Below are 22575 nucleotides of genomic sequence, written 5' to 3'. Positions count from 1 at the left end.
ATTTCAGTTGAATGCTTTCCACACGGGAATAAGGTCGCTGGGCATGGGGGGCAATCTGCCCAGGTCCATGCGGCTTTCCTTGGGGCTATGAAAATCGGATCCGCAGGACGCCAGAAAACCATACTGGCGTGCCACATTGGCGTACTGGTGGTACTGATCGGGCGTATGTGAACCGGTGACCACTTCGATCCCCTTGCCCCCCATCAGCTTGAACGTGCGAAACAGCGTCGTAAACTCCCGGCGTGAATATTTATAACGACCGGGGTGTGCAATGACAGCGATGCCACCGGCCGCATGGATCCAATCGAGCGCCTCATCCAGCCCGGCCCATTCTCCGGCCACGTAGGCCGGCTTGCCATCGGCCAGATAGCGATCGAATACTTCCTGCATACTTTTGCAGTATTCCTGCTCAACCAGATAGCGTGCAAAATGGGTTCGGCTTAGCAAGTTCGGGTTTCCGGCATAACTGAGGGCACCGTCATAAGATCCGGCAATACCCAGTTCAGCCAGCTTGTCTGCCATCTGATGGGCACGGATCTCGCGATCTCGCCGAATCTGCTCAAGCCCCTGGTTGAGCCGGGTGTTTTCAATATCGATATTGAGTCCGACCACATGCAAGGTGCGTTCGGCCCAGCTCACCGAGATTTCAATGCCCGAAACAAATTGCATGCCCAGCGACTGGGCGGCTTGCCTGGCTGGCGCAATCCCGCTGATTTCATCGTGGTCAGTCAGGCTCCATAGGGTCACGCCATTGGCGTGTGCGCGCGCTGCTACTTCGGCAGGCGCCAATACGCCGTCCGATGCGGTAGAGTGGCAGTGCAAATCTGCCTTAAATGCGAGCGACTCTGTCATGGCCCTTCCTGTCATGCTAATTGGTGTTCTATGTCATCCGGCAACCCACATAAACCGGGTGGTCGAAGCCGGATTGTTGCGAACGACTGTTCAAGACAGGCGCCCTGCAAAAACGTCTGTATAAAAGCGGTCATCCTGCTGACATTTTACGCCCTCTGCCCTGCAAAGACAGCTTTTGGATGGTTTTCTGACGCCAAGCTGTCCCCGCCGCGGCTCAGGACAGCAGAAACTGGCGCACGGCATGTACCTGTGGCTGCGGCAATAATGAAGGCGCATGGCCGGTTTCGGGGATTTCGATCATTTGCAGGTGCTTATTGCGCGCCTGCATTTGCTCCGCTGTCGTTTTGCTTAACAAATCGGAACGCTCGCCTCGTATCAACAGAATCGGGCATTGCAATGCGTCAAAAGCCCGCCACAGCATGGCTTCGCCGGCTTTGAGCATTTTTTCGTCTTTCAGGCTCGCAAAGGCCTGGGCGATCGCCAGGTCATAGTGCTGAGTCCAGACCTGCCCTTTTTGCACCATGGCCGCCTTGGTAAACGCCACCCACTGCTCATCGCTTAGCGGACCGAAAGAGGCCGCATTGGTTTTCATATGGTTGACCGCAGCCTCGAATGAGTCAAATTGCAGAGGAAGGCCGACATAGCCAGCGATCCGCTCGATAGAGGCCAGCTCGATCGCCGGCCCGACATCATTCAGGATCAGCTTGCCCAGGGACAGGCCGGTGGTCTTGGGCAATGCGCTATTGCCCGTCGCTGCTATGGCCGCGTGCTTGGCGCCGACCACGGCGGAAAAAGCCAATGCGATCAGGCCGCCCATGGACGTGCCCAGCCAGTCGAGCGATTGCGGCTGCAACCTTGCCAGCAACGTGGTGATGTCCGAGACATACTGAGGCACGACGTAGCTGGCAGGATTGGCCAGGAAATCGGATGCGCCGCGTCCGGCGATATCCGGGCAGACCACACGATACTCGTCGGACATGGCCTTGGCCACTTCATCGAAGTCATTGCCATTGCGCGAAAGCCCGTGCACGCATAACAGCACCCGCCCGTTGGCCGGATCGCCCCATTCCCGATAGGCCATGCGATGAATACCGGCAGGACTCATGCAGTTGACGAAATTCAAACGGGGCGATTGCATAAAAACTCCTTGAATGGCATAGCGTTAATCGGGATGCAAGACAACGTATCCTGAAGTGTGGGCGCATAAACTCAAGCGCATTGCTACAGAAATATCTGTCGCCGGCATAGGCGTGCCTGGGCCTGTTTATCATAAGCTAAAAGCCATCCCAATAACGTTGCCGCGATGCCCTTGCGCAATTTACCCATAAACCAGTAGCGCCGGATCGGATCTGAATCGCGCCGGCGTCGATGGTATCCAGATACAGCTGCGCGGTAGCGCGCCAACGTGCCGCCACATTGCTGGCCGGATGCCCATAACGATTCAAATACCCTGCCTGGGCAAACGCGAGGGTCGGCCGCATGGCCTGAACCAGCGCCATCGACGATGAACTTGCAGAGCCGTGGTGCGGCGCCATGATCACATCACTCGCGGGAATGGGCGATGGCGCCTGCAGCAACCGGGCTTCAACAGCAGCGCCGATATCGCCGGTCAATAACGCGGAATGATGCCTGCCCTGTATCCGCAAGACACAACTGTGATCGTTATCCGCCTTGGCGGGCATCCCCTTGATTTCGAAAGGATGATAGAAACGAAATTGAACACCATCGTATTCAAAGCTCACATCTCGCCGGCAAAAATCAAAGGTCGCTTGCGGGTTTTTCACAAGAAGATTTCGCTGCAGGGCATCCTGTTCGTGTTCCAGGTAGCGATTAAGTGCAAACGAGGCATAGGCGTGTTTCACATTTATTTGCTGCAACACACTGCCCGCTCCGCCGACATGGTCAAGATCGGAATGGGAAATGATCAACTCGTCCAGCGCATGAATGCCCGCTGCCCGCAGATAAGGAACGATAACCAGGTTGCCGCTATCGTTAACGACACTGCCGCGCAGACCAGTATCAAACAGCAGGTGATGCTGCTGCGTACTGACCAGCACCGCAGCGCCCTGCCCGACATCCAGCACGGTCATAAACCAGTCTCCCGCCAATGGCCGGGGTGGTCGAAAAAACAATACAGGGATCAGCAAGATCAAACCGAGCCCACGCCCAGGAACGCCCTTGGGCAGAACGAACACCAACAGCCCCAGCATACCCAGACCAATCCAGTGGCCAGGTACCGCAGGAAAATCGAGCGTCGCCCATTCGATGCCAGCTAACACACGCGCCCCAGCTAGCACAGTCTCAAGCAGCCGATGCACGCCATCGGCCAGCCAGCCGGCCGCTGATGGCCACAAGCCGGTAGCGCAGAACACGGCCAGCAGCAGCGCCAGCGGCGTAACCAATCCACCGATAACCGGAATAGCAAAGGCATTGACCAGCGGCGACACAAAAGCATACTGTTGAAATAGGCCTATGAGCAAAGGCGCCAAGGCAACACTCATGAATAGCTGCATTTTTGCGACGTCCCACAAGCGCTGCAAACCCCTGCCCACCAGACCTGGCGTTGCCGACACGTGTTGTTTGCTACGGTATCCCCACAACATCAGACTGGCAATAGCAGCGAAGGACAGGCAGAATCCGATAGACAGCACTGCCCACGGATCCAGCAACAGTATGCACAAGGCTGCGAGGGAAAGCAGGGTTGTACTTTTTATACGGGCCCGCCAAATGACAGACAGCCACAATAGTGCAAGCATCATGAAGGTACGCTGCGCCGGGACGCCCCACCCTGCCAGTACTGAATAGGTGGCTGCCACCAGCAGCCCCCCACTGGCGGCCACGATCTGGGCCGGTCTGCGTTCAGCCAGTTGCTTGCCTTGAAGACGCAGCCGTCGCCACAGCCGAAACACCCCCAGACTGCCCAGAGCAGCCAGCATGGTAATATGCGAGCCGCTGATAGACACCAGATGTGTAATGCCAGTGAGATTGAAAACCTGCCAATCCTCGTTGCTTATGCCGTTCTGGTCTCCCATGACAAGTGCGATAATCACCGCACCGTAGCGCTTATCCTGCAGGACCTGGTTCAATGCGCGGCGCAGAACGAACCGAGCCCGTTCAATACAGGGTCGCCATGCGCTGCAGATTTCATCACGCAGCAGGCGTGCGGAACCGATGACCGTGCCGCTGGCGCGCACACCTGCAGCAAATAGAAAGGCATCGTAATCGAATCCATGAAAATTGCGTAGTGCATGATTGCGTTTGAGCTTTACCGTCATTTGCCATATCTGTCCCGGACGCAGGTCGGGCAAACCTGCTGCCGGCCGTTGCGGTGGTGTAAATGGTCCGCTGCGCGCGCCCGTATACCAGCGCAGCAGCACCCGTTCAGGCACGCGCTGCGCAAGCGCACCCGCGACAATACGCGCCTCGAATGCCCATCCGTTGATCAGATCACGCGGCAACCCGGTCACTTGCACCTGCACCGACAACGGACGATTTTCCAGTCGCAGATCAAGGCTATCTGCCAGGCGCCATTGCGCCCGCCAGACTGAATACAGCATACCACTGACCAGGCACAGGCCCAGCACACTGAGTAGCAATGCGACCCGGATGAGGATTGGCATGAACCGCCAAGCGCGTGTATCTGTGTGGCTAATTGCGCTGCTATCTGTGTGGCTAGCTGTGCGATGCGGGGCGTTGCCTCGTGCTGCCCGGGTCGCTGCCCACACCCGCTTCAATAGCCAATTTTGTTGTGTTCGGCCCCCATTTAATGATGCCTGCACTGACGCCTTCGACAGCCACCAGAGACACAGGCAGGCCAGCCATAGCGGAATCAACAGACGTAACGCAGGCAGCACCGGGCACCATTGCACAATAGCAATGCCCAACGCAACGCTGCAAATCCATACAAATGCGGGTATACGCAATGGCTGCGCAACCGGATCCGGAGCGCTTGCCGGTAACCCGTCACGCGCAGGAGAAAACTCAGTAGCGCACTCAGGAAGTGAACGATGAAAAACGGGAAGCGTCGCGCGCGCATGCATAAGGCCGGGTCAGGATCAACAATCTTGCTACTGACATTGTTCACCTGCCCGCCCTGCACTGCAAGATGGCCGTGACCGATTTATCAATCAGGCAATACAACAAGCGCCAACTAGAATAGGTTGAGTGCCATGCGTACCGCCAGGAAGCAGTCCGGCCTTTGCCATTGTGGCAAACGGCGGCGTACGGCGGCAGCCCGACATTGGCCAGGCCCGCCTTTTTTTGAATATCAGGCTGTGGCCAATCGCGGCAGAACCTTCGATGAAGTTGCACCAGTTGCCTGGGCAATCTCATCGACTGACAGGTTACGCAAGTGAGCCAGCACCTGGGCGATGGCAGGAATCTGCTCCGGCGTATTGCGAGGGCGATCCTCGTGCAGCCAGGCCGGGGGAATATCCGGAGCGTCGGTTTCCAGCACGATATTGGCCAGCGGTACGCGGCAGGCCAGCCGACGGATCTGATGCGCGCGGGTAAACGTCATAGCGCCACCAAAGCCCAAGGCAAACCCCAGGCCAACAAAATGATCAGCCTGCTGATCACTGCCATTGAAGGCATGGGCAATACCGCCGATGCCCGGGTAGCGACGCAGGTACTTCAAAATAATATCCTGAGAGCGACGCACATGCAGCAGCACGGGCAAATCGTACTCGCGCGCCAGTCTGAGCTGTTGCTGGTAGAAATACTCCTGGCGTTCACGCGGCGGTCCCTGGGCAATCTCCTTGACGAAAAAATCCAGGCCGATTTCACCGATGGCGACAAATCGCGGATCAGACAGGGACCGCTCTATTTCCTGCGCCAGGACATCCAGATCTTCGTTCGCCGCCTGCGCAACGAATAAAGGATGAATGCCAAGCGCGTAATAGCCACCAGCAAAAGAGTGAGCCAATTGCCGAACCGTGGAAAAATTGCTGCGCCCGATGGCGGGGATAACGATCCGCCTGACACCGGCGTGGTCTGCACGCGCTATAACCGCATTGCGATCGTCATTAAATTCGGATGCGTCGAGATGACAATGTGTATCTATGAACATGCTCTCTCCTTCGCGCTGCAGGGCATGGCAGTGCGCTGCGCGCGATTAGGCTGCCTGCAATACGCCCCGTTCCATCAATAGTTGCCGGTCGGCCAGTGACGCCAGTTTGGCGTCGTGAGTCACAATGACAAACGCCGTTCTGAATTCTGAGTTCATCTGCTTGAGCAAGGCAAACATGCTGGCAGCCGTTTCACGATCCAAATTCCCTGTCGGCTCATCGGCCAGCACACACACCGGTCGCGTCACCAGGGCTCGCGCCAATGCCACACGCTGACGTTCACCGCCCGACAATTGTCCTGGCGTATGATGGATCCGCTCTTTGAGACCTACACGTTCAAGTACGGCCTCAGCCTGGGACCGTGCCTGCTTGCGATCCATTCGTCGCACGATCAATGGCATGGCCACATTATCCAGCGCATTGAATTCATTGAGCAGATGATGAAACTGATAGACAAAGCCCAGGCTTTCGTTGCGAATACGGCTGATGGCCTTTTCAGGCAGCGCATGGGTCTGCTGTCCATTGATCAGAATCTGGCCTGAGGTCGGTTTGTCCAACAACCCCAGCATATGCAGCAAGGTGCTTTTTCCCGAGCCTGATGCGCCGATGATGGCAACCATTTCGCCCGCAGACACCTGCAACGATACACCCTTTAGAATATCCAGGCGCGCATTGGCATCTTCATAGTATTTGACCACATCGCGCGATTCCAGGGCATAGGAACCCTGCTGCATGGGGACATTTTCCGGCTTAATCATGACGCAGCACCTCTGCAGGTTGCAAGCGGGAAGCCCGCCAGCTTGGGTAAATAGTAGCCAGCAACGACAGCACCAGCGAGGTGATGCCGATCAGACCGATGTCGTCCACTTCGGGGTGCGATGGCAACGTACTGACAAAGTAAATGCTGGGATCCAGGAAATGGATACCGAACAATCGCTCAATAAAAGGAATCACTACATCTATATTGTAGGCAACCAGACAGCCGCACAACACGCCCAGGAAGGTTCCGATAAAGCCGATCAGCGAGCCCTGTACCAGAAAGATTTTGCCGATCTGAAAGGGGCTGACGCCCAGCGTGCGCAAAATCGCAATGTCCGACTGCTTGTCCTTGACCGCCATCACCAGGGACGATAACAGGTTGAATGCAGCGACCGCGACTATCAGAACCAGGATCAGGAACATCATGCGTTTTTCGGTTTTGACCGCAGCAAACCAGGTTCGGTTATCCATGGTCCAGTCACGCGCCACGACGCCTGGCGGCAGTGAATTGGTCAATTGCGTGGCCACTTCGGGGGCATTGATCATGTCTTGTATTTTCAGCCGAACCCCGGCAGATCCGACATCGCGAAACAACACGGCCGCATCCTTGACGGCAATAAAGGCCATATTCGAATCATATTCGTAATGGCCGGACGAGAAAATACCGGATACGGTGAATTGACGCATGCGGGGCGAAAAGCCCGAGGGATTGATTGAACCCTGTGGCGTCATGAGCAACAGCGTATCGCCAACCGTCACGCCCATATACTGAGCCAGGTTGCTGCCGATCACCAATCTGAAACTGCCCGGTTCAAGGCTGTCGAGCGAGCCATTGATCATTTGCTGGGGTAATTCCGAAACGTTGCCTTCGTTTTTCGGATCGATGCCGCGAATCTCCACTCCTTTGAGTACATCGCCCCGCGCCAGCATGCCGCCCGCTGCGACAAAGGCCGAGGCGCCCTCTACTTGCGGATTCTGCTTGGCCTGCTCGGCCAGCTTCTGCCAGTTATCCGTAACCGCGACCGGATCTTCATTGGGAACGACCAATTGGATATGCGGCAGCACCGATAACATGCGATCGCGCACATCAACCTGGAAACCGTTCATGACCGAAAGCACGATAATCAGCGCGGCAACGCCCAATGCAATCCCGACCATGGAGGTGCCTGCGATAAAAGAAACAAACCGGTCGCCTTTTCTGCCCCGCCCACGCGTGCGTGTCAGGCCGGCGTACCGGGCACCAATCCATAATTCAAAAGGTATTTTCACGTATATTGTTCTTTACAAAGAGTAGCATTCCAGTATGGAACAACCGAATTAAAAGAAAATTTCGTTTATCTATCAGGCGCTTACTGCATAAGCAGCAGATCCGGCCTTCAACGGCGGGCGCAACTGAAAGAGATCAAGCCCCCGATGATATCTGAAAACCCCTATGGCTGACAGGCAAGCCCAGACTCCTCCATAAGATTGTATTTCAGTGTATTTTGTTCCGTGCAATTTGCAATCCCCATACCGATACCCGTTACCCTGTAATACGAACTGCGCCCCTGGCAGCACCGATCGCAGCTCCGGCCAGCGCACTCAGGACCGCTACTTCGGGCTGCTACAGCCCTTCTGTATATCAGGTAATGTCGGATAATCGGCGATCGCCGTTATGCTGGCCGAGCTGCGCTTTGTCCGCGGCCGCGCTCTTGTTCGGCGTCAGCAACATGCAAAAAAAACGCCAAACGCTGCGCTCAACAAAAAATGACTAATGAAATATTGTGCAGAAAAAATCCGCCATCCGTAATCGCTGTCATGTCGACGCAGCGGCACAAATGGCGAACATGGTGAACATGGCGTGGTGCCTGAACGAAAAACCCGCAGGATGCTCAGCGTGATTCGTATAAAAACAAATGAACATCCTGGGGTAGATCGCAACAAAAGAATAGATATCACAGGCGCAGCGGCTCAGGACGGAATACACCTACTTGGGCAGAACGAATTCAACCCGCCGGTTTTTCGCACGTCCTGGCGGATTATCCTTGCCGTTGAGTTCATTTTCGGCCACGGGTTCGGCTTCTCCACGCCCCTGCGACCTGATCCGCGATTGCGCCACTCCCTCCTGTACAAGGAACGCTGCTACCGATTGCGCTCGGGCCCTGGACAGTTTCTGATTGTAGGCGTCTGTACCCCTGGCATCCGTATGACCGATCACTTTGACCTCCTTCACCTGGCTGTCATTGATGATGGCGCTGATATCCTTCAGTGTTGCCTGAGCCTTGGGTGACAAGTTTGCGCTATCGAATGCAAACAGAATATCACTGGCAACAGACAGAATGGTGCCGCCATTGGCTTTGCGCACGGTGATGCGGCCATTTGCTTCAATAAGCTTTTTCGCGTTCTCGGACAAGTCGCTGGTTGCCGCGTTCAAATCAGATGAAGCTATCTGTAAATCAGAGGAAGTGGCCTGCAAATCGAGTACCTGAGGCACCAGATCCAGAACGTACTGGTCACGATCAATAGCGGTTTGCGCGATCGCCAGGCCTGGCAGCCCTAGCGCCAGCAGCATCGAGGATAACCGTGCCACACGGGTAAGATAACCGCGCTGCATTGGTTCATTCATCCGCGATGGAGAACGGGCCAAGCGGCTCGATATTCGGCAGGAATAACATCAGGCTTTCGCCTGCTGGCGGTGCGGGAAAAGTGCCGTACCAAATGCCGCGTAATTTCCCCTTTCCAGCCAACACCAGTTTTTCGGGAGCCAATGGCTTGCCTGCGGAATCCTTCAACAATAGATACTTTTTATCTCCAGCCAGAAGGTAAAAATCATTTTCATACGCTGATTTATCCAGCCGCGAATACACCACACTGATCTTGTTTGCTTCCGGGTCCGTTTCCATGAAGCGCACTTTGACCGTCACGCGATTACCCGTTTTTACTACCGAAGTCAGCTCTGCCGATACGCCGCCATCGGACACCAGACCGCTTGCCAGAGAACTTTGCTTGGCGTCCGGCGCTGCGGTCTGTGAAAAAGAAGACAAAGGAAATGCGGCTGCCATAAGCACAGACAGCGTAGTGATGGTAGTGCGAAGTTTCATCTAATTTTAGTCCTCGTTGGTCAGTCTGGTGGATCAGGATATCGGGAAATTTCCAGCATGAAAGGTAGGCGGCAAGACATCGCCATTACCAATAGGCCGATTATATTAATCCGACTATTCCCATATACCGATATGGCAACAGAGTGACAATTATTACATTTGTATACAACCCACTTTGGCGGACCACCCAAGCGCATTCACCTTGATCTCGATGCCTATTTCACTTGTGATTAATTTTTTCGCAAACAATTTTTTTACTATCACTACCGAGCCCGATGCCCAGTCAAGTGGCACAACGCTCTGGCAATCAAATCAAATTGCTGATGAGTAAATGACATATGGGGTACCGTTGACCAACCGGAAACGAAATTGCCCCCCGCCCGCGCTGCTCTTGATTATTCCGGCAGTGACCTCATATGAATACTATAGGTCTATGGGTGATCCCATATAAGTGACGGCGACCAAAATCTACAATGTACCGCCGCGCTTATATCAGTTCATCTGGAGGTCTCTATGAACCACATTCATTCTGTAAGCGTACTTTATGAATACGGCCATCCCGGCGTTAAGTTTCATTATCAAAATGGTGACAGTCGTACGTTGCGCGACAACGAAGCCGAACAATTTATTGCAATGGTAGAAAGGCAACGGCATCGACAGGACATTGATTTTCTGAATATGTCGCGGATGCGGCGTTACGTTGCCAATCAGCATTTCCATTAGAAGCCGCCCACGGGTTTTATAAGAGTACGGCGCTTTTGAGCAGACCCATGGGGCGTGCCCGTTTGACAACCTGGCTCTGCCAGCTATGACTCTGAAGCCGGCAGCTGTCCGAACGCAGCAATAAGATGGCGCCATTGACCGTCTTGTCATGGAAGCCATCCTGGTCACTTTTGTTTGATAAAAAATGCAATGGCCGGGCTATAATTGCAGGCATACAACTCTTTTCGTGCAAAGGTTTACTTTGAAGATACCTGCCCTGGCCTTTACCGTTACCGATTGGGAAAAATTACCAGCTACCGAACATCCGGGCGAGCAAGGCAAGGCATTGTGGCGCACGCTCAATATTGGCGACATTCGCGTGCGTATGGTCGAATATACCCCCGGGTATCTGGCAGACCATTGGTGCGACCGCGGGCATATCCTGTATGTACTTGAAGGCGAACTGGAATCACAATTGAAAGATGGACGCACATTCATGCTCACGGCGGGCATGAGCTATCAGGTCTCGGATTTTGGCGATGCAGCCCATCGCTCGTTCACGCGTACCGGCGTCAAACTGTTTATTGTGGACTGACAGTATAAAAATACCATCTTCCATTGCGCGCCGGATCGGCGCCCCTGCCCGCTTTTTTGTAGTCTGATCACAAAAGGCACTGGACACAAAGAACGGATGAGCGCTTTTGATGACCACTTAAATTGCCTGGCAACATCACCGTACCACAATGGGCTGCAATGGTATGATTTGACTGCCCACCATCATGATGCAACAACACAGAATGCTCTGCTCGCCTTGTCCAGGGTGATAAAGCCGGGGGCGCACAGATAGCGTGACTTGCTCGCTGTCACCCTTCTTTGAGCGCTTCGTCATAGTCCCCTTGAGGCAGATCCGGCAGCTTGGTCCATTCTGACCATTTATCACTTAATGACGACGTGTTTTGCCTGTTCGATTGCCAGATGGAACCGTCATTGGCCACAGTGATTAACACGACGCCACCTGCATTTAACGGTGATGTTGATATTTGTATGGCTTTTCTGCTCATGTCGAATCCATTATGATGATTGGACTAACCATTATGCCCCCATGAGGCCGGATCAATGCCATAAACCTTGTAAAAGCAAAAACGGTTCTTCATAAAAGGCCAATACCTTACCTAAGTGAGCAAATGATAGGTAAGATCCTACCCTTACCCAAATGAGGACAACCAATGAGTATTGATAGCGTATTAATTATTGCAGGCATAGCTGCATTCCTCATTTTTAATTATTTTTTCCGCCCGAAACACAACACTGAAGAACAGATCTGGAAACTGATTTCCCGGGAACGTATCTGTCGCGATGCCCAGGTTGACCAGAAAGACCTCAAGATATCGGTCACCAGCTACTACGAGGTAGGTGAGAGCAAGAGCCGCCTTCCGGCGCAAAGCCAGTACAATTTCAAGGTATCTTGCAAAATGGCGGGACCAGGCAGCAAGCGCAGCAAATGGGTGAAGATTGGCGACGGATACAGCGTTAACATCACTTCAGACGCCGAGTTGATCGAAGAGAGCATCATTCAGGATATCAAGCACGCACAGAATGCGTTAATACAGCCCGGAAAATGACCATGCAAGTCAGACTGACCCATCTGACCGCCCTTATCTTACCGGCCCGACCGTCCTTTACTGTTAAGCCGTCTTTCCCTCAGGTGTCCGGAGCCTGGCAGCATTTTTTGTGACTGCGCTCCCCCACGTTGCCCGTACACCACGCTGTTGTTCACAGCCAAAACACAACACCGGCTATAACCTGCATTCAGGAACCAGCCCATCCCCGTCCTGGCCCAGATACGCTTACTGCCGTAACTTAGCCGTTATAATCCCCTGATTGGTCACTTAAATTGAAGCCCTCTGAGCGCCCTGCAAACAAACCCCGAACCGGGATGCGATGCACTGGCAACGAATGGCGCCTCATGCAAATCCATGTCCGAAGCTATTTCATTCTCACCATTTTTCAAAAAGCCAGAATTCCTGGCGCTGCATAGAATCAGGATTGTCATTATGTGCGCATGTCCAGCATGGAACTGATCATTTCCGGGGCGCTTCCCCCGCATTCGGTGGCAGGCGAAACCGCCGTCCATTTGGAAAAAACCGCAACGCTGCTGCGACGCCTGTTCGAATATGCCACCCCGCATATTCACCTGGCCGATCCAGACCTGACCGGCTGCACACCATACGAAGCATGGCTGGTGCAGCATTATCAATTTGCGCCCACGCCTGGTCAGGCGCCCTGCGCCGCCCTGGCGCCCATTTTGGTGCCAGAAGCACAAGGCACTGATCCCGTCTGGCTGTTTCAACTGGCGCACTTTGGCCTGAGTAACAGCGGCGCGCACATGCTGACCGCGAGCGACATTGCTGTGACAGAGCAGGAAAGCCTGGCACTTTATGAAAGTGCGGTTGATATATTTACCGATACCCCGTTCTCCCTGACAGGTCACACCCGGCAAGGTTGGACAGTGGCGGTACCGGAAGGGTTCAATTTACCCTCACGCAGTCCGACGCTGATTGCCAGCGCCGATCTGGCACACGTCTGGCCTCAGGAGGATGCTTTCAAACCCTTGCGTCGCCTGCTTAGCGAACTGCAGATTGCGTGGCATCATCACCCCGTGAATGAGGCGCGACGCGACAGGCAAATGCCGCTGATCAATGGCGGCTGGTTGTTTGGCGGCGCTGCAGCGTCACAATTGACTGCACCATCAACGGCAATGCCGATCGTGATACGCGACCTGGAAGCGGCCCATCGCCAGCGCCAATGGGGCCACTGGCTGGCGCTGTTGCCCGCAGTGGAGCAGGCACTTACACTTGAACTGGCGGCAGCCCTCAAAACCCAATCTGGGGGCAACCCTGTTACCATGCCAGTCAGCCTGATCCTGACCGGCGATGACCGCTGGATCACGCTTACCCTGGAACCTACACCGGCGCTGCTCAAGTGGCTGCCCGGTAAACGCAAGCAATGGAAGCAATGGTGGTCTCAGTAAAAATCACAGCCCGTCCGGTGAATCCGGACCATGAAAAACAATTGCAGGAAAGTGGTATTCACGCGCTGCTGGCCCGCCTGTGGGCCGCCCGCGGCGTGGCCTCGTCCGAGCAGACGCGCCTGTCCTGGAGCGACTTGATCAACCCGTCGGAACTCAATCAGGCCGACAAGGCTGCGGCCATTCTTGCCGATGCCATCGCCGCCAGGAAAAAACTGCTGATTATTGCCGATTACGACTGTGATGGCGCCACTGCCTGCGCTGTCGCTCTGCGTGGTTTGCGCGCCTTTGGCGCCGATGTGGATTTTCTGGTGCCAAACCGATTCGAAACCGGCTATGGCCTGTCGCCTGCGGTGGTGGAACTGGCCAGCCGACACCATGCCGGCAAGCCGGATATGCTGATTACGGTGGACAACGGCATTGCCAGCATCGATGGAGTACAAGCGGCCAACGACCTTGGCATGCAGGTACTGGTCACCGACCATCACTTGCCAGGGGATGCGCTGCCCGATGCCATCGCCATTGTGAACCCCAACCATCCCGAGTGCCAATTTCCATCCAAAAACCTGGCCGGCGTAGGCGTGATTTTTTACGTCCTGTTGGCGCTGCGCGCGGAGTTCCGCCGCCGTGGCTGGGTTGATGCCAAAGCAGGTCCCAGGCTTGACGCGCTGGCCGATCTGGTCGCACTGGGAACTGTGGCCGATGTGGTGCGGCTGGACCCCAACAATCGCCTGCTGGTATCGCAAGGATTGAAAAAGATCCGGAATAATCAGTTGCAGCCGGGTCTGAAGGCCCTGTTCCTGGTCGCCAGTTGCGACAACCGTGAAGCAACCGCACTGGACCTGGGTTTTCGCATCGGCCCGCGCATCAATGCCGCTGGTCGTCTGGCCGACATGAGCATCGGGATCCGCTGCCTGACGACGGATGACGAGGCTGAAGCATTGGCGCTGGCCCGCGAACTGGATACGATGAACCATCGGCGTCGCACCATCGAACAGGATATGAGCGAACAAGCCTTGGTCAGCCTGGAAGCGCCTGAAAAGGCCCGCAATGCCACTGTCTGCGTTTTTCATCCTGACTGGCATCAGGGCGTGGTCGGGATCGTCGCCTCACGGCTAAAGGAAAAATTCTGGAAGCCCACCCTGGCCTTTGCCCCGGGGGATCCGGGCGAGCTGCGCGGTTCCGGCCGGTCAGTACCCGATGTGCATTTGCGCGATGTACTGGATCTGGTGTCCAAAACCCATTCGGGCATGATTCTCAAATTCGGGGGCCACGCCATGGCCGCCGGCCTGACGCTGCGGCAAGAGGCTTTTGCCGAATTCGAAGAAGCCTTTGACCTGGCAGTACGCCGCATCAGCGGCAAAGACAGCTTTGAGCCGCTGATCGAGACCGACGGGTCGCTGGATCCCCTTTTTACGACAGCAGAAGTGGCCGGTATGTTGCATGAGCACGTATGGGGTGCAGGTTTCCCTCCCCCGCTTTTCCGGGACACGTTCAGAGTGCTCAATCAGCGCCTGCTTAAGGAAAAACACCTCAAATTGCGCCTGGAACGCATGAACCAGCAATACGATGCGATCTGGTTCAATCATGCCGAGGCCTTGCCGGAATACACTGATCTTATTTATGAAATTGCGCCCAATGCCTGGAATGGCGTTGTAAATGTGCAACTGATGGTGCGTCACGCCGAGCCTGCTGCCTTCTAGTGCTGCCACTGCGGCCAGCCATTTATTACGATCGCTATCAAACGGGCGGTTTTCGGGTATTCTTGTTACAACGTTTACCGTCCCGACAAGGCAAGCAGACGGCAATTTGTTACGCTGCCTTTTTATTTCCCAAGAAAACTTATGAAACTTACCAGCGCCCTTCTGTTTACCCTTCTGGCTTTGAGCGCCTGTACAACAACCGGCACACCCGGGCAGCATATCGACGGTGTGGTTGGTACGGTCGGGGGCGCCTTCGGCAATGTGTCCGGCCAGCAACCTGCGCGCTAGGGGAATGAGACACGCCCTGCAGGAGCACTGAGCAAGTTTTGCAGCCCAATGTCGGCATTCGGCCAGCCATGGCACGCGGGTGCGCTAAAATAAAGGGTTAAGCAAAATTACTCAGCAAGGGAATAACACGCATGGAAGCAGAACGTCAAAACCAACTCGCCGCCCGTCTCGAAGACTACGCAGAGCGCGAGGACGCGCTTCGGAGGTATCTTTGACGTCGAATCCAAATCGGAACGACTGCAAGTAGTCAACCTGGAGCTGGAAAACCCAGACGTCTGGAATAATCCCGAGAAAGCCCAGGAACTGGGCCGGGAGAAAAAGACGCTGGAAAATGTCGTCCTGGTCCTGGATGAACTACAACAAAATATCCGCGATACACAAGAACTGTTCGAACTGGCCAGTGCCGACGATGACGATGCGACCCTGCTTGCCATCGAAGAAGATACCGACGGCTTTGGCAAGATCATCGAAGGCTTCGAATTTCGCCGTATGTTCTCCAACCCGGCCGACCCCCTCAATTGCTTTGTCGACATCCAGGCCGGTGCCGGCGGCACCGAGGCTCAGGACTGGGCTTCCATGCTTTTGCGCCAATACCTCAGATATTGCGAACGCAAGGACTTCAAAACCGAAGTGCTGGAAGAGTCAGATGGCGACGTAGCCGGTATCAAATCGGCAACCATCAAGGTCGAAGGCGAATACGCATTCGGCTATCTGCGCACGGAAAGCGGTGTACACCGGTTGGTGCGCAAAAGCCCGTTCGATTCATCCAATGGACGCCACACTTCCTTTGCCAGTGTTTACGTCTACCCCGAAATCGATGACTCCATCGAGATTGAAATCAATCCAGCGGATTTGCGGGTCGATACTTACCGCGCCAGTGGTGCGGGAGGTCAGCACATCAACAAAACCGATTCGGCCGTGCGGCTTACCCACATGCCGACAGGCATTGTTGTACAGTGCCAGAATGACCGTTCGCAACATCGTAACCGGGCCGAAGCCATGTCTATGCTGCGCTCCAAACTGTACGAGCTGGAAATGCGCAACCGTCTGGCCGAACAGCAGAAACTGGAAGACGCCAAGACCGAAGTGGGCTGGGGTCATCAGATCCGTTCCTATGTGCTGGACAATAGCCGCATTAAGGATCTGCGCACTAACGTCGAAATATCCAATACCCAAAAAGTACTGGACGGCGATCTTGATCCGTTTATCGAAGCCAGCTTAAAGCAGGGAGTTTGATATGAGTGGAACCATCGCTATCGTGACCGGCGCTTCGCGTGGCCTGGGTGCAGCACTGGCCCGCAGCCTGGCCGGTAGCGCGCGCCAGCTCATTACCGTATCGCGCAACATCGACCCGCAAACGCAGCAGTTGGCCGAGGCATCCGGGTGCCAGCATATTCATTATGGCCATGACCTGTCAGATGTGCAGCATATCGAAGCAGCTGCATTGGGTATTTTTGCCCAGCTGGATCAGACCGCAGACCAGTATCTGCTGATCAACAACGCCGGTTCGCTGGGCCCGGTCGCCCAGTACGATACGCTCGACGACGCCCATGCCATATCCAGCACATTCAATCTGAATGTGACCAGCGCCATGCTGCTGACCACCGCCCTGCTACGCGCCACCCGCGCGCTGGGCGCAGATGTACGGGTCGTTAACATCTCTTCGGGCGCCGGACGCTCGCCCACCGCCGGCTGGGGCGTCTATTGCGCTACCAAGGCTGCGCTGGACATGTACACACGTGTCGCCCGTCTTGAAGCGCCGCACGCCAGGCTAGTTTCGCTTGCCCCCGGCGTCATCGACACCAGCATGCAGGCTACCATTCGGTCCGGCAATACAGACGATTTCCCAGATCTGGCGCGCTTTAACACAATGAACGAAACCGGTGTGCTGCGCAGCCCCCAGGCCGTGGCAGAGAATATTATTCGGTATATCAATAGCGAGCACTTTGCCAGCAAAGAACTTGATGATATACGCCAGTACAGCCAGTAACCAGGCAATAGCAGCGTCGTTGCCCTATCCGGGCGGCGCGCCGCAATGTTGTAACCCATTCACCCTGGCATGTCACATGTGTCTGACATGCCAAGCTAAACATCAGCAAACCCTATGAACGACAACCAGAAAGACGCGCCCGTTACCGAAGTGGACGAAAACAAACTCATCGCCGAAAGACGAGGAAAACTGTCGCGCCTGCGCTCGGCAGGTGTGGCTTATCCCAACAGCTTCAAACCGCAACACAAGGCACAGGCCCTGCACGAACAGTTTGACCAGTTCGACAAAGAAACCCTGGACCCTCAGGCAAATCCTGCCTGTGTTGCCGGCCGCATGATGCTCAAGCGTGTTATGGGCAAAGCCAGTTTTGCCACCATCCAGGACGCCAGCGGGCGCATTCAGATTTATCTGGACAAAAAAGGCGTGGGTGAAGAGGTTTACGAACAGTTCAAGACCTGGGACATCGGTGACATCATCGGCGTCAGTGGCCGCGTCTTCAAGACCAACAAGGGCGAGCTCTCGATTCACGCTGAATCGATCAATCTGATTTCCAAATCCCTGCGACCCCTGCCCGACAAATTCCACGGCATTGCCGACCAGGAACTGCGCTATCGCCAGCGTTATGTCGATCTGATCATGACCGAAGAATCACGCAACACCTTCAAGGTGCGCAGCAAAGCCATTGCCGCTATGCGTTCGGTCATGAACGAATCGGGCTTTCTGGAAGTGGAAACCCCCATGCTGCACCCAATTCCCGGCGGTGCCGCAGCCAAGCCGTTTGTGACCCATCACAACGCGCTGGATATGCAGATGTTCCTGCGTATCGCACCCGAGCTGTATCTGAAACGGCTTGTCGTAGGCGGCTTTGAACGGGTCTTTGAGATCAACCGCAACTTTCGCAACGAAGGCGTCAGCCCGCGGCACAATCCTGAATTTACGATGATGGAGTTCTATGCGGCCTACACCGACTATCAGTGGCTCATGAACTTTACCGAGCAATTGCTGCGCGATGTTGCCATTGAAGCGACCGGCAGCGCGGTTCTGACCCATCAGGGCAAACCTCTGGACCTGAGCCAGCCGTTCGATCGCCTGACGATCACGCAGGCCATCATGAAGTACGCCGAAGGTTATACAGAAACACAGCTCAATGATGTGGATTTCCTGCGAACCGAGTTGCGCCGGCTGGGCGCCGAGGTTGATGGCCCGGTATTGGGGCGCGCCGGTATTGGCGCATTGCAACTGGCATTGTTTGAAGAAACGGCCGAATCACAATTGTGGAATCCGACCTTCATCATTGACTATCCGGTAGAAGTCTCTCCGCTGGCGCGCGCCTCGGACAGCAACCCGGAAATCACTGAGCGCTTTGAACTGTTCATTACCGGTCGCGAAATTGCCAACGGGTTCTCCGAGCTGAATGATCCCGAAGACCAGGCGGCACGCTTCCAGGCACAGGTTCTTGCCAAGGATGCAGGCGATGAAGAAGCCATGTATTACGACGCCGATTATATTCGTGCGCTTGAATACGGTATGCCTCCCGCTGGTGGCTGCGGCATCGGCATTGACCGATACATTATGCTGCTGACTGACAGCCCGACCATTCGTGATGTACTGCTCTTCCCGCACCTGCGCAAGGAAGACTGATACCGCACTGATGAGCGACGTAATGTTGCACGGAAAAGGTGGCGATCTGAACTGCACCCCAAAAGTTGAACTTAAATTCAACCTTTGGGGTGTTTTTCATGAAAAAGTACAACGAAAATTTCAAACGGCCTGCAGCGCGCAAGTATTGCCGGCAAAACCGACCACCTGGGGCAACACCTCATGCTCAGGCGCGCGACGTATGGTGCTTTCCTGGCACGTCTTCCAGTTCGAGTTGCAGGTAATCGATCAGATTTTTTTCCACAGGATTAAGCTGGCGATTTTTCAAATATGATAATCTTATCGTCCGATGCAGCACCGGGGTCAGCGGAATGAACCATGCTTTGCACACGGATATCAGACTTTCGACCGCCGACCGGGGCAATAGCGAGCCATACTTTCCCTCAGCAATCCAGCGCTGGTTAATATTCAGGCTATCGGACTCCACATCAGCAACCAGCGTAACGCCCTGGCCGACACAGTGGTCGTCAATAAGCTTACGCAACCCTGATTCGCGCCTGGGTAATACCAGTGGATAATCACCCAGTGAATGCCAATCGAGCGATTGACCTTGCACAATACCCAATCGGTTCGCCAGTTCTGGCGCAACCACCAGGCCGATGGATTCTGGCGCTGATACCGCTTCCTGCACCAGCCAGGAAACGTTGTCTTCGACAAATGCCAAATGGATATGCTGGCTGCGTAACAGCCCGACCAGCACTTGCTGCTTATCTTCGACAATTTCGAGTCGCACATCCGGATAATGCGCCTGCCATTTTGCCACCTGATTCACAATCAGCTCGCTGAGTCTGCTATTGACGTCTGCGCTTGGCACCACACCCAGGGACAATCTCTGATTTTGTTGTAATCGCCGGGTCTGCAAAAAGGATTGTATGGCAGCCAGCATATGCCGCATACCCTGCTGCACGTCCAATACAAACGCGCCTGAAGGCGTCAGGGCCAGTTGCCGGGTGCCCTGGTGCCGATCAATCAGGACCGAGCCCAGAGAAGATTCAAAACGTTTGAGCTGCGTGCTCAGCGCTGGCTGGGCCATATACAGCTGGGCCGCAGCCTTGCGAATTGAACTTTGCTCGGCGACCAGGCCAAAATAATGCCATTGCCTTAGCGTGGTTTCGGGCGAAAAAGGCTGTGAGCCGGACGCCGGACGATCCATGACACGGCGCAAATTATGGAGCAACAGTTGCGCGCCGGGATGATCATCGTAGTCACGAAGTTCAACCGCAGACATCAGCGTACTGTCCACAGGGCTAAGCTGCCAGTTTGCATCAAAAGTCGCATCCAGACAAAGCTGGTTGACCAGAAAAACACGGTTATCCTGGGGCGGACGCATCATGATTTGCAGATAATCACGATCGTCATATTCATAGTCTAGTTGCAATTGTGCACATACCTGCATGGCCTGCTGCAATAGCGCCCAGGGCATGCGCGGAATGCAAACCCTGCCTTCATACCGGCTATCTGTCCCGGCGCGACCCGAAGTCGATTGCACCGCTTGCGAATGCAACAGGAGCCAGCCGCCAGCCTTGAGAATTGAATTGGCGCCTGGATTTTCCAAAATCGGGCTGATCACAATATCAATTTGCGCAAGCCGTGGCCAGGGGGGAGTCCATTCCTCCCGACTGTCGAACTCCTGAAGATAACTGTCGTAAAACTCAACACTGAAAAGTGTATTTTGGTACTGCCGCTGGGTCCTTAAGATCGCATCGAAAAAAGCAGCGCTGGTTTGTCCGCGATAAGCGGTATAGGGAAAGCGGATGCGGATCCAGCCCCTCTCATGGCAGGCTGCTTGTGTGTATCGACAGGCAAAATCTTCCAGCAGGCACAGTCGCAAAAAATGATGACTCAAGATTAACGCCGAATCATCGGGAATGAACTGTCGAAATTCGCGCCGAAATAACGGCAGGCCACACACCCCTTCTAACGTGCTAATCGAGTCGCTAATGCCCGACCGCGCAATACCCAGCTGCGCAGCCGTCTGTGCCAGACTTCGCGTCTGGCACAGATGACAAAAACGGATGAGATTCCTGAATTCAAGCTGCTGCAGGATATGGCTTGGTTTAAGGGTCATAACACTATTATGACTTACCTTTTGAGCCTGTACATTCCTATCGTCGCAAGCAGACCAATCGCAGATGCAATAAACATGTAATAGCTCGGCGCCATGACATCTACTGTGGTCGCCCATGTCATCAGAGCAGGAGTAAAGCCCGCAAAGAAAATCGCAGCAATATTGTATGAGACTGCCATGCCGCTGGACCTGACTTGTATGGGAAACAGTTGCGCAAGTGCTGAAGGCGCAACCCCGGCAAATAGCGAGACTGCAGAACAATGCAAAATCTGGACTATGATCAGGTTGGTCATGGTCGGCGACTGATGTAACCAGGTCAGTAGCGGCCAGGAAATAAACATCAGTGTCACGCACCCGGCACGCAATACTTTGGATGCGCCGATACGGTCTGCCAGTCTACCGGCAAAGACACAGCCAATCACCATGAATATATTGCCCAACAGCGATGCGGTAAACGCCTGATTCCGGGAGAACCCCAAGCCAATCACCGGTGACGCATAATAGGTCGGCATATAAATGACCAGCACATACACACACACGGTCCATAGGATTGAAAACAAAACGCCCAAGATCATATGACGCGGATAGAGGCGGACAATGTCCAGCAACGGTTTTTTGTCTGCTGGCCGCATCTTCTTTTGTGCTTCGAACTCCGGAGTTTCATCCAGCGTGCGACGGATATAATAACCCAGAGGTACGATCAGCAATCCAACGACAAAGGGAATGCGCCACGCCCACAGAGAGATGGTCGCATCATCAAAATACGTTGTGATCATCATGCCCATGAACGCGGCCAGAATGTTTGAGACCCCCATGCTTGCCTGGAGCCATGCCGCATAACTGGCGCGCTTTTCCACAGGAGCGCTTTCCACCAGAAACGCTGTCGCGCCGCCAATTTCACCGCCGGCAGAGAATCCCTGGAGCAGCCGCCCGGCTAGCAACAGAATAGGAGCGCCCACACCAATCATCCAGACTGGTGGCGCAATCGCGATGATCAGCGTACCCACTGCCATGATTCCGATCGTCAGCGTCAGTGCCGCCTTGCGCCCTACCCGATCACCATAGGAGCCCAGGTACAATGCCCCGATGGGTCGCGCGATAAATCCGACAGCGAACACAAGAAACGTACTGATCAGTGCCGATACCTCGTTGCCATCTACAAAAAAACTGTGCCCGATATAGCTGGCGAAAAAAGCAAATACACTGAAGTCGTACCATTCAAGCGCATTACCTATGGAGGCCGCCGCCACAGCCTTGGCCGTTTTACCGTTGCCGTTTTTCGTGGTCGCCTGAGAGCTGGCTGGGTAGGCCGGCACGCCGTCATCCGTTGCTCCCGTCCCCCGGTAATCTTGAATTTTATCCATATTTCGTCCTTTGATA

20 protein-coding genes and 1 pseudogene are annotated in these 22575 nt (G+C 54.8%); 9 read left to right on the top strand and 12 right to left on the bottom strand.

Translation table 11 applies throughout. The annotated features are described in order from the left end of the window. Positions 1-3: 3 nt before the first annotated feature. From EV681_RS09800 to EV681_RS09765, 8 genes are all read right to left on the bottom strand, one after another. A complete protein-coding gene (locus tag EV681_RS09800; protein WP_128394279.1) occupies positions 4-852 on the bottom strand; it encodes a 3',5'-nucleoside bisphosphate phosphatase in 849 nt (282 codons plus the stop codon). A 214-nt stretch (positions 853-1066) separates the two neighbouring features. Continuing rightward, positions 1067-1990, bottom strand: coding sequence for an alpha/beta fold hydrolase (locus EV681_RS09795; RefSeq protein WP_130303825.1), 924 nt, complete (start codon positions 1988-1990; stop codon positions 1067-1069). A gap of 136 nt (positions 1991-2126) precedes the next feature. Continuing rightward, complete coding sequence (locus EV681_RS09790; RefSeq protein WP_165392995.1) at positions 2127-4472, bottom strand: DNA internalization-related competence protein ComEC/Rec2; 2346 nt, start codon at positions 4470-4472, stop codon at positions 2127-2129. 647 nt (positions 4473-5119) lie between these two features. Further along, the gene (locus EV681_RS09785) at positions 5120-5920 is read right to left on the bottom strand and encodes a TatD family hydrolase (protein WP_130303823.1); all 801 of its coding nucleotides are present in this window, start codon (positions 5918-5920) and stop codon (positions 5120-5122) included. 45 nt (positions 5921-5965) lie between these two features. Then, positions 5966-6676, bottom strand: coding sequence for a lipoprotein-releasing ABC transporter ATP-binding protein LolD (lolD, locus tag EV681_RS09780; protein WP_128394283.1), 711 nt, complete (start codon positions 6674-6676; stop codon positions 5966-5968). Further along, entirely contained in the window at positions 6669-7901 is a 1233-nt protein-coding gene (locus EV681_RS09775) for a lipoprotein-releasing ABC transporter permease subunit (protein WP_242612226.1), read from the bottom strand. The genes lolD and EV681_RS09775 overlap by 8 nt, the downstream gene beginning before the upstream one ends. 742 nt (positions 7902-8643) lie before the next feature. Next, positions 8644-9270, bottom strand: a complete 627-nt coding sequence (locus EV681_RS09770; protein WP_242612184.1) for an OmpA family protein — start codon at positions 9268-9270, stop codon at positions 8644-8646. 4 nt (positions 9271-9274) lie between these two features. Further along, on the bottom strand, positions 9275-9718 hold the full coding sequence (locus tag EV681_RS09765; protein WP_128394284.1) for a hypothetical protein: 444 nt from the start codon (positions 9716-9718) through the stop codon (positions 9275-9277). 552 nt (positions 9719-10270) lie between these two features. Between EV681_RS09765 and EV681_RS09760 the strand changes: the two genes are divergently transcribed. Then, positions 10271-10480, top strand: a complete 210-nt coding sequence (locus tag EV681_RS09760) for a hypothetical protein (RefSeq protein ID WP_130303822.1) — start codon at positions 10271-10273, stop codon at positions 10478-10480. Between the two features lie 241 nt (positions 10481-10721). After that, on the top strand, positions 10722-11054 hold the full coding sequence (locus EV681_RS09755) for a DHCW motif cupin fold protein (RefSeq protein ID WP_128394286.1): 333 nt from the start codon (positions 10722-10724) through the stop codon (positions 11052-11054). A 268-nt stretch (positions 11055-11322) separates the two neighbouring features. Here EV681_RS09755 and EV681_RS09750 read toward each other — a convergent pair whose 3' ends face one another. Next, entirely contained in the window at positions 11323-11520 is a 198-nt protein-coding gene (locus EV681_RS09750) for a hypothetical protein (RefSeq protein ID WP_130303821.1), read from the bottom strand. A 165-nt stretch (positions 11521-11685) separates the two neighbouring features. Between EV681_RS09750 and EV681_RS09745 the strand changes: the two genes are divergently transcribed. The 7 genes from EV681_RS09745 (at position 11686) to lysS (ending at position 19109) form a co-directional block, all read left to right on the top strand. Next, complete coding sequence (locus EV681_RS09745; RefSeq protein ID WP_128394288.1) at positions 11686-12081, top strand: hypothetical protein; 396 nt, start codon at positions 11686-11688, stop codon at positions 12079-12081. Between the two features lie 440 nt (positions 12082-12521). Next, the gene (locus EV681_RS09740) at positions 12522-13490 is read left to right on the top strand and encodes a hypothetical protein (RefSeq protein ID WP_165392993.1); all 969 of its coding nucleotides are present in this window, start codon (positions 12522-12524) and stop codon (positions 13488-13490) included. Then, complete coding sequence (gene recJ, locus EV681_RS09735) at positions 13478-15190, top strand: single-stranded-DNA-specific exonuclease RecJ (protein WP_130304059.1); 1713 nt, start codon at positions 13478-13480, stop codon at positions 15188-15190. The genes EV681_RS09740 and recJ overlap by 13 nt, the downstream gene beginning before the upstream one ends. Positions 15191-15331: 141 nt before the next feature. Then, positions 15332-15478, top strand: coding sequence for a hypothetical protein (locus EV681_RS22525; protein ID WP_165392992.1), 147 nt, complete (start codon positions 15332-15334; stop codon positions 15476-15478). A gap of 131 nt (positions 15479-15609) precedes the next feature. Then, a protein-coding gene (prfB, locus tag EV681_RS09730; protein ID WP_130303819.1) for a peptide chain release factor 2 occupies positions 15610-16714 on the top strand; the annotation gives its coding sequence in 2 pieces (ribosomal slippage) (positions 15610-15690 and positions 15692-16714; 1104 coding nt in all). 1 nt (position 16715) lies between these two features. Next, on the top strand, positions 16716-17468 hold the full coding sequence (locus EV681_RS09725) for an SDR family NAD(P)-dependent oxidoreductase (protein WP_130303818.1): 753 nt from the start codon (positions 16716-16718) through the stop codon (positions 17466-17468). 114 nt (positions 17469-17582) lie between these two features. After that, positions 17583-19109, top strand: a complete 1527-nt coding sequence (lysS, locus tag EV681_RS09720) for a lysine--tRNA ligase (protein ID WP_128394292.1) — start codon at positions 17583-17585, stop codon at positions 19107-19109. A 184-nt stretch (positions 19110-19293) separates the two neighbouring features. Here lysS and EV681_RS09715 read toward each other — a convergent pair whose 3' ends face one another. The 3 genes and pseudogenes from EV681_RS09715 to EV681_RS09710 all read right to left on the bottom strand — a co-directional run bounded on the left by EV681_RS09715 (position 19294) and on the right by EV681_RS09710 (position 22559). Continuing rightward, a complete protein-coding gene (locus tag EV681_RS09715) occupies positions 19294-20973 on the bottom strand; it encodes a LysR family transcriptional regulator (RefSeq protein ID WP_242612182.1) in 1680 nt (559 codons plus the stop codon). Between the two features lie 39 nt (positions 20974-21012). Continuing rightward, positions 21013-21195: pseudogene (locus EV681_RS22830) on the bottom strand (helix-turn-helix domain-containing protein); the annotation flags it as partial. A gap of 14 nt (positions 21196-21209) precedes the next feature. Continuing rightward, complete coding sequence (locus tag EV681_RS09710; RefSeq protein ID WP_130303816.1) at positions 21210-22559, bottom strand: MFS transporter; 1350 nt, start codon at positions 22557-22559, stop codon at positions 21210-21212. Between the last annotated feature and the right edge of the window lie 16 nt (positions 22560-22575).

The sequence above is a fragment of the Advenella incenata genome, assembly GCF_004217095.1.
GTDB classification, from domain to species: domain Bacteria; phylum Pseudomonadota; class Gammaproteobacteria; order Burkholderiales; family Burkholderiaceae_B; genus Advenella; species Advenella incenata.
Note: the sequence above shows the minus strand (reverse complement) of the source record. Positions and strands in the feature narration are given on the sequence as shown.

What these genes read in the sequence shown, in the direction of transcription:
- EV681_RS09750 (WP_130303821.1), bottom strand. Translation starts at nt 11,520, where the DNA reads ATGAGCAGAAAAGCCATACAAATATCAACATCACCGTTAAATGCAGGT.
- lolD (WP_128394283.1), bottom strand. Translation starts at nt 6,676, where the DNA reads ATGATTAAGCCGGAAAATGTCCCCATGCAGCAGGGTTCCTATGCCCTG.
- lysS (WP_128394292.1), top strand. Translation starts at nt 17,583, where the DNA reads ATGAACGACAACCAGAAAGACGCGCCCGTTACCGAAGTGGACGAAAAC.
- EV681_RS22525 (WP_165392992.1), top strand. Translation starts at nt 15,332, where the DNA reads ATGAAACTTACCAGCGCCCTTCTGTTTACCCTTCTGGCTTTGAGCGCC.
- EV681_RS09770 (WP_242612184.1), bottom strand. Translation starts at nt 9,270, where the DNA reads ATGCAGCGCGGTTATCTTACCCGTGTGGCACGGTTATCCTCGATGCTG.
- EV681_RS09800 (WP_128394279.1), bottom strand. Translation starts at nt 852, where the DNA reads ATGACAGAGTCGCTCGCATTTAAGGCAGATTTGCACTGCCACTCTACC.
- EV681_RS09760 (WP_130303822.1), top strand. Translation starts at nt 10,271, where the DNA reads ATGAACCACATTCATTCTGTAAGCGTACTTTATGAATACGGCCATCCC.
- EV681_RS09795 (WP_130303825.1), bottom strand. Translation starts at nt 1,990, where the DNA reads ATGCAATCGCCCCGTTTGAATTTCGTCAACTGCATGAGTCCTGCCGGT.
- EV681_RS09710 (WP_130303816.1), bottom strand. Translation starts at nt 22,559, where the DNA reads ATGGATAAAATTCAAGATTACCGGGGGACGGGAGCAACGGATGACGGC.
- EV681_RS09725 (WP_130303818.1), top strand. Translation starts at nt 16,716, where the DNA reads ATGAGTGGAACCATCGCTATCGTGACCGGCGCTTCGCGTGGCCTGGGT.
- EV681_RS09765 (WP_128394284.1), bottom strand. Translation starts at nt 9,718, where the DNA reads ATGGCAGCCGCATTTCCTTTGTCTTCTTTTTCACAGACCGCAGCGCCG.
- EV681_RS09740 (WP_165392993.1), top strand. Translation starts at nt 12,522, where the DNA reads ATGTCCAGCATGGAACTGATCATTTCCGGGGCGCTTCCCCCGCATTCG.
- EV681_RS09745 (WP_128394288.1), top strand. Translation starts at nt 11,686, where the DNA reads ATGAGTATTGATAGCGTATTAATTATTGCAGGCATAGCTGCATTCCTC.
- EV681_RS09790 (WP_165392995.1), bottom strand. Translation starts at nt 4,472, where the DNA reads ATGCCAATCCTCATCCGGGTCGCATTGCTACTCAGTGTGCTGGGCCTG.
- EV681_RS09785 (WP_130303823.1), bottom strand. Translation starts at nt 5,920, where the DNA reads ATGTTCATAGATACACATTGTCATCTCGACGCATCCGAATTTAATGAC.